This is a genomic window from Desulfovibrio sp. (assembly GCF_018379785.1).
In the GTDB taxonomy this organism is placed as follows: Bacteria; Desulfobacterota; Desulfovibrionia; order Desulfovibrionales; family Desulfovibrionaceae; genus Desulfovibrio.
In genome coordinates, this window is record NZ_JAGZUV010000069.1 from 1 (window position 1) to 16668 (window position 16668).

Consider the following 16668-nt stretch of genomic DNA (forward strand, 5'->3'; position numbering starts at 1 on the left):
GGCCGGGCGCGCAGATCGTCCACGAAGCGCATGTCCTCCAACAGATCCGGATGGCGGGCAAAGGCCTTTTCCACAGCTTTGGCGTCCCCGCCCAGGGCCACGGCATAGAGCTTCTGCACGGTCTTGGGGCCGATGCCGCTGTGCAGTGCCGCCACCCGCGCGAAGGCGGGCAGATCCAGGGGGTTGAGCACCAGACGGGCGTAGGCGATGACGTCCTTGACGTGCGCGGCCTCGGTATAGCGCAGGCCGCCGTATTTGCGGAAGGGAATGCCCGCCTGGTTCAGGGCCATTTCCAGGTTGTAAGAATGGAAGCCCGCGCGGAAGAGCACCGCGATTTCGTGGGGCAGATGCGTGTCCAGCAGTTCCTCGATGCGGCGCACCACCAGCTTGGCCTGGCTCATGTCGCTGAGCGGCGTGACCAGACGCACCGGGCCGCCGCCTTCCTTGCGGGTGAACAGAGTCTTGCGGAAGGATTCCGCCGCGTGGGCCAAAAGGCTGTTGGCCACGTCCAGTACGGGCTTGGTGGAGCGGTAATTCTCCTCCAGGCGGATGATGCGCGTGCCCGGAAAGAGTTTGGGGAAATCCAGAATGTTGCGGACATTGGCCCCGCGAAAGGCATAGATGGACTGGGCTTCGTCGCCCACGGCCATGACGTTGCCGGTTATGGCCGTGGTTTCCCTGCCGTCCGCGTCCTTGTCGGGCGGCCCGGCAAGCAGGCGCACAATGCGGGCCTGGACCAGGTTGGTGTCCTGGTATTCGTCCACCAGGATATGGCTGAAGCGCAGGCGCAGGGCTTCGGCGGCGGCCTGGTTTTCGCGCAGCAGGGTTTCCAGCTCAAAGAGCAGGTCGTCGTAGTCCAGCAGGCCCTTTTCGCGGCGGTAGGCGGTGTAGGCTTCGCCCAGAGCCGCGAGGGCTTCGGTGTGGGGCAGAAGGTGGAAGGCCTCGCGCCGCAGCACCTCCTCGAGGGACAGCTCCTTGTTCCGGGCTTTGCTCAGCAGGCCCACGATGCTCTGGGTCTTGGGAAAAGAGCGGTCGCCCCGGCCCAGTTTGAGCTCGTCCTTGCAGTATTTGACCGCCGCCGTGATGTCCGCCGAATCCATGACCGTGAAGGGCCGCTCGCCCAGCCAGGCGGGTCGCCAGCGGCGCAGCACGCCGTAGGCGAAGGCGTGGAAGGTGCCGCCCTGCACGCCGGAAAGGCCCTGGTCCAGAAGCATGCCCGCGCGCTGGAGCATCTCCTGTGCGGCCTTGCGGGTGAAGGTCAGCAACAGGATGGACGTAGGCGCGACGCCGTGCTCGGCCAGCCAGGCCAGACGGTAGACGATGGTGCGGGTTTTGCCGCTGCCCGCGCCGGCCACGACCAGCACGGGACCGTCGCCGCTGGTGGCCGCCGCGTACTGGGCTTCGTTCAGGGCCTGGGCGTAATCGATCATGGGAGGAGCTTAGCATAAGCCGTGTGCACAAGCCAGAGCCGCGCGCAACCCCGCATTGACGCGGCCTGTGCCCGCGTCTATTATTGAAAATATTTGCCTAGCGGAGGAAAAATGACATGCCTGAACAACAGGAACAATTTCAGAACGCGGTTTTCCAGGTTCTTGAAGCCGTGATGTTCGAGAACTGGCTGCGTTTTTATTTCATCAGCGAAAAGCCGGACGCGCCCGCCGGGCCGGACGGCGAGACGCCGCTTTTTCTGGCCGTGTCCGAGAAGGGTATGGAGCGGATCAAGGAACTCTATCCCCATCTGCTGCCGTTGGCCGAGGATATGAACGGCCGGGAAGTGGATTTTGAAACCTCCCGCCGGGCCGTGTGCACGTTCGTGCTGGACAATCTGGACGGCAAGAGTCTGCCCAAGGACATGACCTCCACCATTTTTGAGAGCGCCACCTTCCAGGTTCAGATGCAATTGTTCAATGCCTGGGTGCAGATGCACGAGAGCCAGCTGGATCAGGGTTTTCTGGAATTCGGGGCCTGGCGCAAGCTTTTCACCCAGTGGCGGGAAACGCCGGGTGCCAAGGAACTGGCGAACAGGCTGGCCATGTCGGGCCAGGGTTCGGCCGTGCAGAGCAAAGACACTGTGCATTAGAGCGGATCAGCTTTGAGAATTGACTTCTCAACGTTGACGCTGCCTTCAGTCTGATCGTTGCCGTCTTGATCCGAAGCCGTGCTTTCCTCATCTGTATACCGCCTTGCGGCCGCAGTTAAGGCAACACGGCTTCGCCGTGAACGGCTCAAGCAAGCCGGCAGCGGCAACGGCCGGCGCCAGGTTCCGGCGTCAGCTTTCGTAGCCGCCAGAGCAAAGTCACGTTGAAAAGTTACTTTGCTCTGGGTGCGCCATTCCTGTTGCTGCCGGACGCCGCCTGTGGCAACGGCCGACGACTGTCTCTTTCCGGAGCGGCATGTATCCGCTTTCTGTGGCGTGGGCATCAAGGCCGGCAGCCCGGCGGTGTTCCTTCATGTACGTCTTGCTCTGAAGGCCGGTCCTGTTTTTCCCGACGTTGCTGTCTCAAATGGAGATAATTTTTTGTACGTCCACATGTCTGTACAGCTGGATCTGGCTTGCCGGTGTATAAAATTTTTTACGCAGCGGCATAGCGGCTGAAAATTTTTTATATTATATTTCAAAATGTTAAATAAATTTCCGAGAAAATCTAATTTGGCATGCCAGTTGCAATATAGAAAGTACCTTCCTTTCTTTTGCTGACAGCCTCCTCCAAACAAAACGGCCTGCCTCCCCAAGCGGGCCGTTTTTTTATTGCCTCCTCTCTGTGGTCGGCTGTCACGCCGCCAAAGCGGATTCATCCAAAAATGTCGTCAGGATATATAAAACTAGATTTATTTCAGATGGTTACTAATTATAATCCGACCTCCCCACGGCATTGAGCAAATCCTCCTTTGTTCCGCCGGATTCTCACGACAGGCAACGATGATGGGGAATATGGATTTTGATACGCCCGCCCCGGCGCGCCGCGCCCGCCCGTTTACGGATGCGGGCGGCGGCGTTATGCTGAGGGCGCGTGGATACCGGTGTGCGGGCCAGAAATTGCGCTCAGCCTCGCCATGAAGCCGCGCTGAGGACGGGAGATATGGATCAGCAGAATTTTCTGGCTTCGGAGTATGCTCCGGCACGGCCCGAGGACGCGGCCTTTCACATCATCCCCGCGCCGCTGGAACGCAGTGTTTCCTACGGCGGCGGCGCGGCCCGGGGCCCGGCGGCCCTGCTGGACGCCTCCCGGCAGCTGGAAGCCTGGGAAAGCGGACTTGCGCCGGGCGAGTCAGGTTTTTATACCGCCCCGCCCGTGGACTGCGCCGGGCCGGTGGAGGGGGTGCTGGCCCGCATTGAGGCCGCCACGCGCCGGGCTCTGGACTGCAAGGCCGTGCCCGTGCTGCTGGGCGGCGAGCATACCGTGAGTCTGGGCGCGTTGCGGGCCCTGGCCTGGCAGGCGCGGGAAAAGAAAGAACCTTTCGGCATCGTCCAGTTCGACGCGCATGCGGACCTGCGGCCCGAATATGAGGGCGATCCCTATTCCCACGCCTGCGTCATGCACCGTGCCGTGGCCGATCTGGGCCTGCCGCTGGTGCAGTTCGCGGTGCGCGACATGAGCCGGGAGGAGGCCGAGGTACGCAAACGCTACAACGTCACCCATTATGACGCCTATTTTCTGGCCCGCGTTGGTCTGCCAGAGCAGCCCCTGCCCGAGGATTTTCCGCGCCGCATCTACATCAGCTTTGACGTGGACGGCCTGGACTCGTCGCTGATGCCGGCCACGGGAACGCCGTCGCCGGGCGGCATTTCCTGGCGCGAGGCCCAGTTCATTCTGGAGCGCTGCACGCGGGAGCGTGAAATTGTGGGTCTGGACGTGGTGGAACTGGCTCCCATTCCGGGCCTGCACCACGCAAACTTCACCGCCGCCAAACTGACGCATCTGCTCATGGCCCTGGCTCTGCAGGGCCGGACGGGCACGCAGGGGGAAAAGGCATGAAAAACACCGTCGCCACATTCAGGCAGGCCAAGGGCCGGGAAAAACTGGTCATGCTCACGGCCTACGACTACAGCACGGCCAGGCTCATGGATCGGACCGGCGTCAACGCCCTGCTGGTGGGGGATTCGCTGGGCATGGTCATGCTGGGCTGGCCGGACACCCTCTCCGTCACCTTGGAGGACATGATCCGCCATTGCGCGGCCGTGGCGCGCGGCTCATGTTCGGCCCTGGTGGTCTGCGACATGCCCTTCATGAGCTGCCAGGTTTCCGTGGCCGACACCGTGCGCAATGCCGGGCGGCTGGTCAAGGAAGGCCGGGCCCAGGCCGTCAAGCTGGAAGGCGGCGCGGCCTTCTGCGACGAGGTGCGCGCGCTCACGCGGGCGTCCATCCCGGTCATGGGACATCTGGGCCTGACCCCGCAGTCGGTCAACGCTTTCGGCGGTTACAAGGTGCAGGGCAAAAGCCTGGCCGCCGCCCAGAAGCTGCTGGACGACGCCCGCGCTTTGCAGGAGGCCGGGGCCTTTTCCCTGGTGCTGGAATGCGTGCCCGCCGCCCTGGCCGCCCGCGTCAGCAAGGAGCTGGAAATACCGGTCATCGGCATCGGCGCGGGACCGGAGTGCGACGGCCAGGTGCTGGTCTGGCAGGACATGCTGGGCCTCTGCGATACTGTGGCCCCCAAATTCGTCAAGCGTTTCGGCGAGGTGGGCGAAGCCATGCGCGCGGCCTTCACGGCCTACGCGCAAGAAGTCAAGGACGGAACCTTCCCGGCTGAGGAACACTGCTACAGCCTGGAGGGCGAGGCAGAACTGCTGGAAAAACTCTATTAGAGGATGCCGTCACGAGCGCTTTTTCGGTTATCTCCGCGTCGGACATTGCCTTTTATTCCGGTCGCGCCGACCGTTCACGGCCTTGCTGTGTCGCCTCAACTGCAGCCGCAAAGCGGCGTACTGATAGGGGCCGCAACGCTAACGGCTTGCTCTCCTTGATAGAACACGAAAATCCATCTCGTGACGACGCCCTCTGGAGCAGTGTAACTTTTCACTGTTATTTTGTTCTAAAAACCGTCCCTTTCCCGGCAAGCGATTGCCGGGAAAGGGACGGATAGAAGGTTATGCCGGGCTCTCCGGGAAGAATGCCGGGGAGTACTGCAGCAGGCCGGGCAGGCGTTCCGCGCCGCCTCTGAGGTTGATGGCCATAAAGGCTTCCTCCGGCACCTCAAAAGGGGAAACAATGCCGAAAGAAGCGGCGGACTTGTAGCCGAAGCGCGGGTAATAGCCCGCATGCCCCACTAGGATTACAAATTCCCAGCCCAGAGAACGGGCAATCTCATGCCCGCGCCGGATAAGGGCGCCGCCTATGCCCCTGCCCTGGTGCGAAGGCGGCACGGCCAGCGGGGCGAGGGTCAGGGCCGTCGCCTCCCCGACCTTCAGCCTGGTGAACATGATGTGGCCGACGATGCGGCCGTCTTCCTCGGCCACCAGGCTGAGTTCGGGAATGTATTCCCGCGAACCGCGCAGGCGATCCACGAGAAAATGCTCGTCGCCGCTTGCATATTCGGCGTTTTCAAAGGCCGTGCGCACCAGGTCATGGATAATGGGGAAATCCTCGGGGCATTCCGGGCGGATAGCGATAGTCATGGTTGACTCCATGGAGAGGTGAAACATCAGCGGTTATCGGTCTGGGCGCGCACGGCGCTCAGGCCTTCCGAAGTGATGCGGTAAGGGAGACTGTTTTTCGAGCTGATAAGCTTTTTGCTTTTCAGCTTCTTGAAGATCTCCGGGGTGCAGTCGCTGAGCAGCCAACCCTCGCGGGTATAGCATTCCACCTCAGCTATCTTGCCGGAACTGTCGCGGATTATCAGGATTCTGCCACCCTTGGCCAGGGTGTGAAGAGTTCTTTGCTCAAGACGGGAAATGTTCACGGGATACCTCGTGTCAATGGATAAACGACAAGACGCCGCGCGGGGCGGCCGGCCATGTTCGCGTCCCGCCGGCCCTGCGGCCTTAGCGGAACTTACTTATCCAATGATTACGGTATCCAGCATCCAACATCCGTTAAAACAAAGTAACGAAGCACTCTACACGTAAGGCCGCCGCACTGTCAACAGAGCCTGGCCGCACAGCCTTCCGCACACTGCCGCCAGCCATAACGCGCCTGGCCAGAGCACGCTTTCGTCAAAGTCGAAATGCGGCGTATGGTGGCCGCCCGCCAGATCAGCGCCCAGCAGAGCATACGCGGCCTGGCCGCCGCCCAGCTGCACGGCTTCCATCAGGGTGGTCGCGTCTTCGCTGGCCGCCATGCGTCCCTCGGAACATATTTTGCCCACTGCGAACAAGGGCCGCCCGTCCGGGCCCGGCGGCAGTTCCAGGGCGGTCCGGGCCAGCAGCCGGGCCAGCTCCGCATCGCTGTCCGCGCAGCCCGCGCGGCCCTGAATCGTGATTTCCAGGCCCAGTTCCCGCTCGCGCGCAATGCGCCCCAGAGTCGCGCGGGCCCCGGCCAGCAGGGCATTGTCCGCCTCACGGTCAACGCAACGCGTTTCGCAGGCCATGACGGCCTGATCCGGCACGATGTTGCGGGCCGAGCCGCCCGCAAGCAGGCCCACGTTGATCCGGCCTTTTGGGGTCGCCTGTTCCTCCTGCCCGCTCTGGCCCGCCTGGCCAGGCAGGGCGTGCAGGGCCAGCAGCGCTTCGGCGGCCCCCTGAAGGGCGTCGCGTCCGGCCTCGGGCGCAAGCCCGGCATGCGCCGCGCGGCCCGTAAAGCGCGCGTCGAATTTGGTTGTGGCCAGAAAGCCCGACAGCCCGGTAACCAGGGTCCCGCTTTCCGGCGCGCCGAGCCCCAGGTGCACGGCCAGAAAATGGCGCGCGCCCAGCACTTGCTGGATCAGCGAGGACGCGCCGCGCACGCCTTCCTCCGCCGGTTGGAAGAGCAGGCGCACATTGCGCGCCAGGCGCGTTGCGTCCCGCCGCAGCAGAGCGGCCAGACCCAGGCCCAGGGCCGTGTGCCCGTCGTGGCCGCAGGCGTGGCAGAGACCGGGGTGGCGGGAGGCGAAACCCTCCCGCGCCGGGAGATGCCCGGCGTCATCGGCCTCCGGCATTTCCAGGGCGTCCAGATCGAAACGCAACACCAGATCCGGCTCCCGGCCGGGATGCAGATCCGCCACAAGCCCGGTGGCCGGGCCCATGCGCTCAAGCCAGCGGGGATCGGCGCCCTCCTGGACGGCCCGCTGGCGCGCCCGCTTGAGCACGGCCGGGGCGGGCAGGCCCATGCGCTGGTCCGGATTGAGGATTTCGCGGCCCACGCGCGGGGCATAGCCCAGGGAGTGCAGGACGTCCGCCGCAAAGGCCGTGGTCCAGAATTCCGTCCAGCCCGTTTCGGGATGCCGGTGCAGCTCGCGCCGCCAGGTGATCAGGTCCGCCGCCAGTTCCGCATCCGTTCTGTTCATGGCCGTTGTCCGAAATCCACGGGCACGCGCACACGCTGCCCGGCCTTGTTGGTGAACAGCAGATAGCCCTCGCGCAGGCCGAAGAGATAGAGGCGGCGGGTCAGGTCCACATCCTTGCGGCAATAGGCCGCGATTTCCTCGCAGCGGCCTTCCTTCCACCATTGCAGGGCCTGCAGGCCGTCGGCGCTTTTGGGTTCGCCGAGCGTGGCCTGGCCCAGGTTGTCGAGCGAAATCCGATAGTTGAGGCGCTCCTTGATGCGCTGGAGCAAATCCAGGCTGGGCAGGGCGCGCAGCTCAAAGGGCGCGAAGGGCGTGAGCACCGCATAGTCGAAACGCAGGCTGTTGAAGCCCACCACGGTCTCGGCGGCGCGCAGGCGCTCGAACAGGGCGGGCAGTTCTTCCTGGCTGTAGGAAAAATAGTCGTCGGCCAGGCTGTCGTAGAGCACGGTGACGCTCACGCCCATTTGTCCGGCTTTGTGCCAGCCGCCGACGTCAGCCGCCGAGCGCCGGGTTTCCACGTCAAAGACCACATAATGCCGGGGCGGCGGCACGGGAATATGGACCGTGAGGCTGTCGGGCACGGGGGAAGCTGCCGGAGTCGCGGGCCTGTTTTCCATAATTTTCTCCTGGCGCGGGGCGTTGGCGAACGGCGTGCCCGGCGTTTCTCGCGGACGGATATCCGGGGATGCTTCCGGCCCGGCGTTCAGGCTCGCCTCCAGGCGGTCATTCGGGTGGTCGTCCAAATGTTCGGGGGCCGGGCTGATTCGCAGCTCCCGGCAAAGGGCGTCGCCTTCGCCGCCCGGCGCGAGCAGTTCGTCCAGCAGGGCCAGAGCGCCCTGTTTGCTGATGGGCCGGTTGCCCGAGCCGCATTTGGGCGAATGCACGCAGGAGGGGCAGCCGTCCTCGCAGGGGCAGGCCCCCACAACCCGGCGCGTGGCTTCCAGCAGTTCCCGGGCTCCGGCAAAGGCCTGGCGGGTGAGGCCCGCGCCGCCGGGCAGGCCGTCGTATACGAAAACGCAGGGCAGTCCCGTCTGGGGATGCAGCGGAATGGAAATGCCGCCGAAGTCGTTGCGGTCGGCCATGACCTGGAGGGGCAGCAGGCCGATGATTGCGTGCTCCAGAGCGTGGATGGAGCCCATGAAATGCAGGAAGCGCTCCTCCAGCCCGGCCCGGACAGTGTCCGGAATCACGTACCAGAGACCCTCGGTTTCAAAGACCTGGGGCGGCGCATCCAGAGGCACGATGGTCAGCAGCCGGTTGCCGGACGTCGCGCGCTTTTCATAGCCGGTAATGCGCTCGGTGATCCGCAGCCTGCCCCGGCAGACCAGGCAGCGGCCGATGTCAAGGCGCTCCGTCTCTTCCAGGATGTCCGTGCTTTTTTGCCCGCGCGTGCGCGTGAACCAGGAAACATTGGTTTCTTTGGCGCGGATCGCGGCCCGGCCGGGGTCCACTTCCTCAATGACGTACGTGCGGCCCCGGTGCAGGTAGACCGCGCCGGGATGGGTTTCGCGCCAGGCCCGGAAGCCGTCCACCGAGCCGATGACAGCGCCCTCCTGGTCCTCGATGCTGTAGCTCTGGCCCGTGCCGCGCAGGTCCACCAGGCGCTGGGGCCGTTTGCGCGCGGCCAGCCACTGCCTGCCGTCGGCGGATTGCAGCAGCAGGCTTTGCCTGCGGAGCTCGCACACGGCCCGGCGCGCGCCTGAGGATTGCAGCCAGGGCTCATCCGCGCTCAAGGGCAGTTCAGCGGCGGCGCATTCCAGATGCCGGGCCAGGATGACCTCATTGTCCGGGTTGACCACGGCCTTTTCCGGAGGGCGGCTGAAGAAATCCTCGGGATTGCGGGCGAAATACTGGTCCAGGGCGTCCTCCCCGGCCACCACGATGACCGCCGATTCCTGCTGTGCCCGGCCCACCCGGCCGCCGCGCTGGAGGGTTGCCATGACCGTGCCGGGATAACCCACCAGAATGCAGACGTCCAGGCCGCCGATGTCGATGCCCAGCTCCAGAGCGCTGGTGCTGACCACGGCCAGCAGCTCGCCCGAGGCCATGCGGGCCTCGATGCTCCGGCGCTCCTCGGGCAGAAAGCCCGCGCGGTAGGCGGAAATGCGTTCTTTGTACGGGCCGGACCGGCTGCCCGCCCAGAGGCTGACCAGCTCGGTCATCCGGCGCGAGCGGCAATAGACGATGGTGCGCAGATTGCGGGCCAGCGCCGCCTTGAGCAGGTCGATGGCCGCCGTGGCCGGGCTCTGCTCGGGATTGAGAAACACGAAATGGCGCGGTCCCTGGGGCGCGCCCGACGTGTCAATGACGACAGGCGCGCCGGACGCCGTTGCGCCGTCGCCCGCGCCGATAAGTGCGCTCGCCAATTCGCCGGGATTGCCCACCGTGGCCGTGCAGAGCACATAGGTGGGCCGCGCGCCGTAGCGCCCGGCCAGACGGTTCAGCCGCCGGAAGACCTGGGCCATGTGCGCGCCGAACACCCCCCGGTAGGTGTGGGCCTCGTCCACCACCACGTGGGTCAGGCCCGCCAGAAAGGCGGCCCATTGCTCGTGGTGGGGCAAGATGCCCAGGTGCAGCATTTCCGGATTGCTGACCAGCACCGTGGGCGGATCGCGCCGGATCTTGCGCCGGAAATGGTCGCTGGTGTCGCCGTCGTAGAGCGCGGCCGTGGGCCGGGCCGCCTCGGGCCAGGTTGCGGTCAGGGCCGTGAAGGCCGCCAGCTGGTCCTGGGCCAGGGCCTTGAGCGGAAAGAGATAGAGCGCCCTGGCGTCGGGATCGTGCAGATGGCGCTCCAGCACGGGCAGGTTGTAGATCAGGCTTTTGCCGCTGGCCGTGGGCGTTGCCGCCACCACGGAATGCCCGGCGCGGATGTGGTCCGTGGCCAGGGACTGGTGGCTGTAGAGGCGCACGCCGCGCTCTTCCAGCAGTTTGTCCACGGCGCGCGGCCAAGGCAGGCGGCTGGGCGCGAACACAGGTTCCGCGCCGGGCAGCAGGCGGTGATGGGTGACCTGGCCGCCCATTTTGGCTGAGGCCAGCAATGCGGCGATATATTCGCCGACGCCCGCGGGGGCTCCTCTTCCGGCATCCATCTCAGGCTTCCCGGCCTTCTGAGCCGGGCATGGCGTCCTCCGGGCCCAGGCGGCGCAGCACGCGCGCGGGCGCGCCCGCGGCCAGGCAGAAGGGCGGCACGTCGCGGGTCACCACGCTGCCCGCGCCGATCATGGCGCCCTCGCCGATGCTCACGCCCTTGAGAATCAGGCAGTTCATGCCGATCCAGGCGTAATCGCCGATGTTCACCGGCGCGTCCCGTTCCAGTCCCGGTTCCGTGGCGCGGGCCTCGGGCGGCCAGGGGGCGTGGAAGTCCGAATCCACGATCACACAGTTGGGGGCCAGCAGAACCTGGCGGCCGATGCTGATGCGTTGCGAGCGCGCGGTGACGGACGTGCCGCTGAGCTGCGCGCCCTCGCCGATCTCGATGGCCGCGCCGGGCCCGAACACGCGCAAGCGCACGGGCGCGTACAGGCTGGCCGCCGTGGCCCGCCGCCGGGAGGAAATCAGACTGGCGCGCGCGCCGATGCGGATGCAGCCGCCCGGCCAGCGCAACAGGCCCACGGGCCCGTGCGCGCGCGTGCCCGGCCCCACGGCCACGCCCAGCAGGGCGGCCTTGCAGCGCAGGCGCGCTGTGCCCCAGAACGCGCCCCAGAGCCGCATGCTCTCCAGGCAGAGATAGCTGATGATATTGCTCGGGGTCAGGCCCCGTTGCAGAGCTTTGCGCAGGATGTTCATGAAACGCAGGATAGCGCCTTGGCGGCGGGGGGGCAATACGCGCGGGGCAGGGTCATTCTGTTCTCCTGCCGTCGGCAGAGTGATTTTGTATTTAGAGCGGGTTATTTTTCAAAGGTACTTGTTCTATGGGCTTGTCATGCGGATGAGGTACTCCGGGCCCTGCGGACACGGAGGATTCACGCCTCCGGCCCCTGCCCGCGCCGGAGGCGGCCCAAACGGCGGCACGCCGTAAGCCTTCGTACCCGGAGGGCAGAATAACACAGCGGACGGAGAACAGAATGACCCTAGGGGCAGGCAAGGCTACCCGCCCCGCAAGGCCTCCCGTATCCGGCAGACCCCGCAGAGATCGCCGGAAGAGGTGGGGTAGCCGCACTGCGGGCAAGGTGCCAGCTCCACGCCCTCCTCGGCCTCGCGCCGGGCGAAGACGGGCCGCCCGCGCGCCAGAAAGCCCTGGTAGAAATCCAGTTTGCGGCCGGGCATGGCCGTTTCCAGACGTTGCAGCAGACCCTTGAGCACGGTGAAGCTGGCGCCGGGGCTGTAGGGGCAGGGCGCGTAATGGTTTTCAATGCCCATCAGAAAGGCATAGTTGGCTGTTTCGAATTCCGTGAGCCGCCAGAGCGGCTTGACCTTGCGGGCAAAGCCGTGCTCGCCGGGCAGCAGGGGGCCCTGATCCGAAAGGTAGGCCGTGTCCCAGCGCAGGGTATTGCTGAACAGGCGGGCCGCCTCGTCGTCCAGGTTGTGGCCCGTGGCCAGGGCGTCAAAGCCTTCGTCCAGGGCCACCTTGTTGAAGAAGTGGCGCTTGATCTTGCCGCAGGCCGAACAGATCGGCCGGTGCAGGCGTTCCTTGACCGCCGGAATGGGCAGGCCCTCGGCGGCCATGTCCTTGATCAGCAGCTTGAGGCCGTGCTTGGCGCAGAAACGCTCCACCACTCCACGCGCCGCCGCCGAGGAGCCGGGAATGGCCAGATCGATGTGCAGGCCGGTGACGTCATATTCCTGGCGGGCCAGCTCCAGCATCAGGGCCAGGGAGTCCTTGCCGCCGGAAAGGGCCACCAGAATGCGCTCGTCGCGGGTGAAGAGCTTCTGGCCTTCAATGCCGCGCGCCACCTGGCGGGCGAAGAAATCCTTGTAGCAGTCCGGGCAGAAGGCGGCATTGTGGCTTTTAAGGGCCACGGCCGCCGGAGCCTTGCAGATTTTACACTTCATGGGTGTCCTGAAAAAGGCTGGAGGTTAGAGCAAGTTCACTTTGAAATTGCTCTGGCGGCTGCGTGAGCAGACGCCCGCCACGGAGGCGTAAGCGCAATTTATTCGCGCCGGTAAACGGCGAAGCGGGCGTTGCGCAAAAAGACTCATTGTGGAGTATCGCAACGGTAATCCGCTCTACGACGATTCGTCGCGCTGGGCCGCCGCAGGCTCCCGCGTATCCGGAGTTTTCTCCGCCGGGGCGGGCGCGTCGGTCCCCAGAGCCCGCAGCCAGGCTTCGAACAGGGCGCAGGCCTGGTCGGCCATGTGTTGCAGGCCCGTGGCCGGGGCCAGCGCGCGGCCGCATTGCGCCAGTTTGTGCCGCAGCTCCGCATCCTGCATGATTTCGATCATGGCTTTGGCCAGAGCCTGGGGATCGTTCTCCTCCACGGCTGAGGCCGCGTCCTGTGCCTGGCCCGGGCCGCCCAGGCGCTCCAGGTGCAGGCCGCTTCGGCTGCAAATGACCGGCAGACCCGCCGCGAAGCCAGACCAGAGCGTCTCCGGCGCCTCCTCGGGAGAGGATCCCGGCGCGAGCCAGGCGTGGCAATCCCGCAGCACATCCGGCGCGTACTGTTCGTTGAGCAGGCAAAGGCGCGATTCCACACCCAGGGCGGCGGCCTCTTCCAGCACTTCCTGAAAACGCGGGCCGCCGCCCAGCATGCGTACTTCCCAGGGGGGCAGGTCGTCGCGCTGCCAGATGGCGGCCATGGCCCGCGTCACCAACTGCGCGCCGGATCGCGGCGCAAGGCTTTCCCCCATGCCGAAAATGAAGTGCCGCCCTTCTTCCTCCCGGAAAGGAGCAGGCGGATCAAAGCCTTCCAGGCAGATGCCCGGCGGCAGCAGGGGCAGGGCGTCTTCGAGAGCGATGGCGGGCGCGGCGGTATCGGGCGCTTGTTCCCAGGCGGCCAGAATCCGGCTTTGCACGTGGTTGGAACCGCAGAGGATATAGCGGGCGGCGCGCATCTCTTTGCTTTTGCACCGTTCGGGCGCGGGCGGCCGCAGAAAGAAGGCGTGCGCGAGCAGCGCGCTGCCGGACGGGCGCATGCGCAGCACGCGGCGGCCCAGAGCCAGGGCTTCCTCGCCCACGGTCTGGATCAGCAGCTTGTTATGCCGCCGTTGCCGGTTCCAGAGGCGCAAGAGGGCCAGGGGATTGCCCGTGCCGCTCATGGCCAGCAGGGGCAGATTCAGGGCGCGTGCGCGCTCGTGCAGGCGCGAGCCCTTGAGGCAGACCAGCAGAGGGGCCAGGCGGCCTCCGTCACGCATGGCTCTGACCAGGGCCAGGGTCTGTTCCTCCTCCAGCCGCCGGACCCGCGCGCGCGTGGAGCCGGCGGGCGCGGCGTCCTGATTTTCGTCCTGAAGGGAGAGCAGCAGGATACGCATTAGTAAGGCGTGCCCTGGGCCAGCATCTGCGCGAGCAGGGCGTCTTTGAGCCAGAGGGCCGTGGGGCCGGGGCGGCCCCGGTAGTCCCCCTGGCCCACGGGCCTGCCGTCAAAATGAGTGACGCCCACGCAGAGCGTGGCGCTGGTGAACAGCAGCATTTCGCGGGCCGTGGCGATATCCTCTTTGTGGATGGGCGCCTGGATGACCGGCATGCGTTCCTCGGCCAGCTTGAGGGCCGCCAGCAGGGTGGTGCCGGGCAGGATGCGGCGCAGTTCCGGGCTGCGCAGGCGGCCCCGCGCGTCCACAATGCCCAGGTTGGCAATGGCCGCTTCGCCCATGAAGCCGTTCTCGTCAAAGGTCACGGCCACGTCCATGCCTTTTTGGCGGGCCTCCACGGCCATGAAGACGTTGGGCAGATAATTGGTGTTCTTGATCCGGGCCAGATATTCCTGCTTGGGCGGAATGGCGCTGCTGAAGGCCGTGAGCCCTTTGCGGTACAATTCCTCGGAGGGCAGCCTGGAGGCCAGGGCCACAATGTACAGACCGGCCTGCGGGCATTCCTGCGGGGAAACGCCGAAACCGCCCGGCCCCCGGCTGAGAAAGACGCGCAGGTCGCCGTGGGCCCGCCCCGAGGCGCGGGCCACGTCCAGAATGCGCGCGCGCATTTCCTCCCAGGAGCAGGGCGGCGTGATGTCCAGGGCCTGCGCGCCGTCGCGCATCCGGGCTAGGTGTTCGTCCAGGACGAAAATCTTCCGCTCCCGGTAACAGATGCTCTCGAACAGGCCGTCGCCGCGATGGCAGATGTGATCGTCCAGGGGCAGGAGCAGGAGGCGCGGGTCCGTGCCGATGCATCCCACCCGGTGATCGTAAAAGGCCAGGAATTTGTCCGCCCCCGGACGGGGGGCGGACAAAAGGGCTTGCAGATAGGTGTCGGAATCCACGGCCTGCATGGCATATTTCTCCGCGCTATCGCATGAAGACATTCTTGTCCGGCACGCGGACCAGATCGCGCTTGAGCAGTTCCTCGGCGATCTGCACGGCGTTGAGCGCCGCGCCCTTGCGCACGTTGTCGGCCACGATCCAGAGGTTCAGGCCGTTTTCAATGCTTTCGTCCTCGCGGATGCGCCCCACAAAGGTGGGATCGTCGCCGATGCAGTAGGCGGGCATGGGGTACATGAGTTCGCGCGGATTGTCGAAAACCTTCACGCCCGGAGCCTGGGAGAGCATGATCCGGGCTTCCTTGGCCGTGATCTTCTTTTCGGTTTCGATATTCACGGATTCCGCATGGCAGAAAAATACCGGCACGCGCGCGCAGGTAGCCGTGACCTTGATCGAGGGATCGTCGAAGATCTTCACGGTTTCGTTGACCATCTTCATCTCTTCCTTGGTGTAGTCGTTGTCCAGGAAGACGTCGATGTGCGGCAGGACATTGAAGGCGATGCGGTAGGGATACACCTTGTTTTCCGGGTCGCGGGCGTTGAAAAGGTCGCGCACCTGGCGTTCCAGTTCCTCAATGCCTTTCTGGCCTGTGCCGGACACGGCCTGATAGGTGGAAACCACCACGCGGTTGATGTGTGCCGCGTCGTGCAGGGGCTTGAGCACCACTACCATCTGGATGGTGGAACAGTTGGGATTGGCAATGATGCCCTGATGCTCTTCCAGGGCCTCCGGATTGACTTCCGGCACCACCAGGGGACAGCGTTCGTCCATGCGCCAGGCCGCGGAATTGTCCACCACCACGCAACCGGCATGGGCGGCGTGCGGCGCGAACTTCGCGGACGTGCCGCCGCCGGCGGAAAAGACGGCCAGGTCGATGCCGTCAAAGACATCTTCCTTCAGCTCTTCCACCGTGAGTTCCTCCTCGCCGAAGGGCACTTTGCTGCCCGCTGAACGGGCCGAGGCGAAGGCCCGTACTTTCGTGGCCGGGAACTGCCGCTCGTGCAGCGTCTTGAGCATTTCACGACCCACGGCGCCCGTGGCGCCCACAACGGCAACAGTCAACGTATCGCTCATGGCTTTTGGTCTCCTTGGTGGAAAAGAGGCGCGCGTTTTCCGCGTTTGTGAGCACGCATCATAACCGCCCTTATCCGAAAAGTGAAGCCGGGGCTGACAGCGTCCCAGGGCAATCGAATGAATAGGATGAGTATTTTTTGTGTCCGGAGTGAAAAAAGAAAAATACTTTTGCGTCAGCCTTCCTGTACCTTTGCGGTTATTTTACAAAATCCGCCTATTCCGCGCGGACGGCGTCATTCCCCGGCCCGGCCCGCGCCGGTCGCCGCAATCCATCGTTTGGTTCTTCAATCAGGCATAATTTGCGGATATGTTTTATTTTTTTATGAGGCCACCGCTTGACATTTTTTTCTCAATGTGGGAGTGGGGAATTGCGAGCGAAAGTTGCAAGAGAGCACCCGCGCACAACCGGCATGCCGGACGTTGCCACGGGGTCGCCGAAGGGGCAAGGCCGCAAGGCTGAAACTCTCAGGCATCAGGATTGCAACCGGACGCATCTCTGAACCGCCCAGCGCGCGACAGAGCCAACGCAAACGCGGGAGCTTTGCTGTGGCCGGTCGCGCGATTCTCATTACCAACAATCCCTCTTTTCCGTCCCGCGTTCCGGCGGGTGTGGACGTTCTGTTGCTGGACGGCGGCGCACGCGACGCGCTGACCATGGCGCGCGACCGCGTGCATCAGGGCTGGCGGCTTGCCAACCACCCGTTGTACGGCAATTTCCGTCCGCATCAGCAGCCCTACCGTTCCCTGCTTCTCTTGCCGCCCTCCCCCTCCGGGACGGTGGACTCTGACTCTCTGCATTTTCTGGAAGAAGCCCTGCAGCTTTATCAG

Annotated in this window: 14 protein-coding genes and 1 riboswitch; of the genes, 4 read left to right on the forward strand and 10 right to left on the reverse strand. The window is 64.9% G+C overall.

Going from position 1 to position 16668, the window contains the following annotated elements; genetic code table 11:
* On the reverse strand, positions 1-1430 hold a 1430-nt coding region (locus KH208_RS12815; protein ID WP_291436864.1), incomplete at its 3' end, for an ATP-dependent helicase.
* Between the two features lie 116 nt (positions 1431-1546).
* Between KH208_RS12815 and KH208_RS12820 the strand changes: the two genes are divergently transcribed.
* The 3 genes from KH208_RS12820 to panB all read left to right on the forward strand — a co-directional run bounded on the left by KH208_RS12820 (position 1547) and on the right by panB (position 4804).
* Positions 1547-2080, forward strand: coding sequence for a hypothetical protein (locus KH208_RS12820; RefSeq protein WP_291436866.1), 534 nt, complete (start codon positions 1547-1549; stop codon positions 2078-2080).
* A 1000-nt stretch (positions 2081-3080) separates the two neighbouring features.
* Positions 3081-3977 carry an agmatinase gene (speB, locus tag KH208_RS12825; protein WP_291436868.1) on the forward strand — a complete coding sequence of 299 codons (897 nt, stop codon included), beginning with the start codon at positions 3081-3083 and terminating at the stop codon, positions 3975-3977.
* Positions 3974-4804: a 3-methyl-2-oxobutanoate hydroxymethyltransferase gene (gene panB / locus KH208_RS12830; protein WP_291436870.1), complete on the forward strand. Its 831-nt coding sequence runs from the start codon at positions 3974-3976 to the stop codon at positions 4802-4804. The genes speB and panB overlap by 4 nt, the downstream gene beginning before the upstream one ends.
* 282 nt (positions 4805-5086) lie before the next feature.
* On the opposite strand, the gene KH208_RS12835 is transcribed toward panB, so the two are convergent.
* The 9 genes from KH208_RS12835 to KH208_RS12875 form a co-directional block, all read right to left on the reverse strand.
* The gene (locus KH208_RS12835; protein ID WP_291436872.1) at positions 5087-5614 is read right to left on the reverse strand and encodes a GNAT family N-acetyltransferase; all 528 of its coding nucleotides are present in this window, start codon (positions 5612-5614) and stop codon (positions 5087-5089) included.
* Between the two features lie 26 nt (positions 5615-5640).
* A complete protein-coding gene (locus KH208_RS12840) occupies positions 5641-5898 on the reverse strand; it encodes a YjhX family toxin (protein ID WP_291436873.1) in 258 nt (85 codons plus the stop codon).
* A 156-nt stretch (positions 5899-6054) separates the two neighbouring features.
* The gene (locus KH208_RS12845; protein WP_291436875.1) at positions 6055-7419 is read right to left on the reverse strand and encodes an amidohydrolase; all 1365 of its coding nucleotides are present in this window, start codon (positions 7417-7419) and stop codon (positions 6055-6057) included.
* Positions 7416-10508 carry a DEAD/DEAH box helicase gene (locus KH208_RS12850; protein ID WP_291436878.1) on the reverse strand — a complete coding sequence of 1031 codons (3093 nt, stop codon included), beginning with the start codon at positions 10506-10508 and terminating at the stop codon, positions 7416-7418. The genes KH208_RS12845 and KH208_RS12850 overlap by 4 nt, the downstream gene beginning before the upstream one ends.
* A 1-nt stretch (position 10509) precedes the next feature.
* A complete protein-coding gene (locus KH208_RS12855) occupies positions 10510-11205 on the reverse strand; it encodes an acyltransferase (protein WP_291436880.1) in 696 nt (231 codons plus the stop codon).
* Positions 11206-11505: 300 nt separating this feature from the next.
* Complete coding sequence (locus tag KH208_RS12860) at positions 11506-12411, reverse strand: ATP-binding protein (RefSeq protein ID WP_291436882.1); 906 nt, start codon at positions 12409-12411, stop codon at positions 11506-11508.
* Between the two features lie 174 nt (positions 12412-12585).
* Positions 12586-13827: a glycosyltransferase gene (locus KH208_RS12865; protein WP_291436884.1), complete on the reverse strand. Its 1242-nt coding sequence runs from the start codon at positions 13825-13827 to the stop codon at positions 12586-12588.
* A complete protein-coding gene (locus KH208_RS12870; RefSeq protein WP_062253810.1) occupies positions 13827-14777 on the reverse strand; it encodes an aminotransferase class IV in 951 nt (316 codons plus the stop codon). Before KH208_RS12870 ends, KH208_RS12865 begins: the two co-directional genes overlap by 1 nt.
* 16 nt (positions 14778-14793) lie before the next feature.
* Entirely contained in the window at positions 14794-15840 is a 1047-nt protein-coding gene (locus tag KH208_RS12875; RefSeq protein WP_291436943.1) for an aspartate-semialdehyde dehydrogenase, read from the reverse strand.
* 374 nt (positions 15841-16214) lie between these two features.
* A riboswitch (glycine riboswitch) is annotated at positions 16215-16331 on the forward strand.
* Between the two features lie 55 nt (positions 16332-16386).
* Between KH208_RS12875 and KH208_RS12880 the strand changes: the two genes are divergently transcribed.
* A partial coding sequence (locus tag KH208_RS12880) for a GrdX family protein (RefSeq protein WP_291436945.1) occupies positions 16387-16668 on the forward strand: 282 nt, incomplete at its 3' end.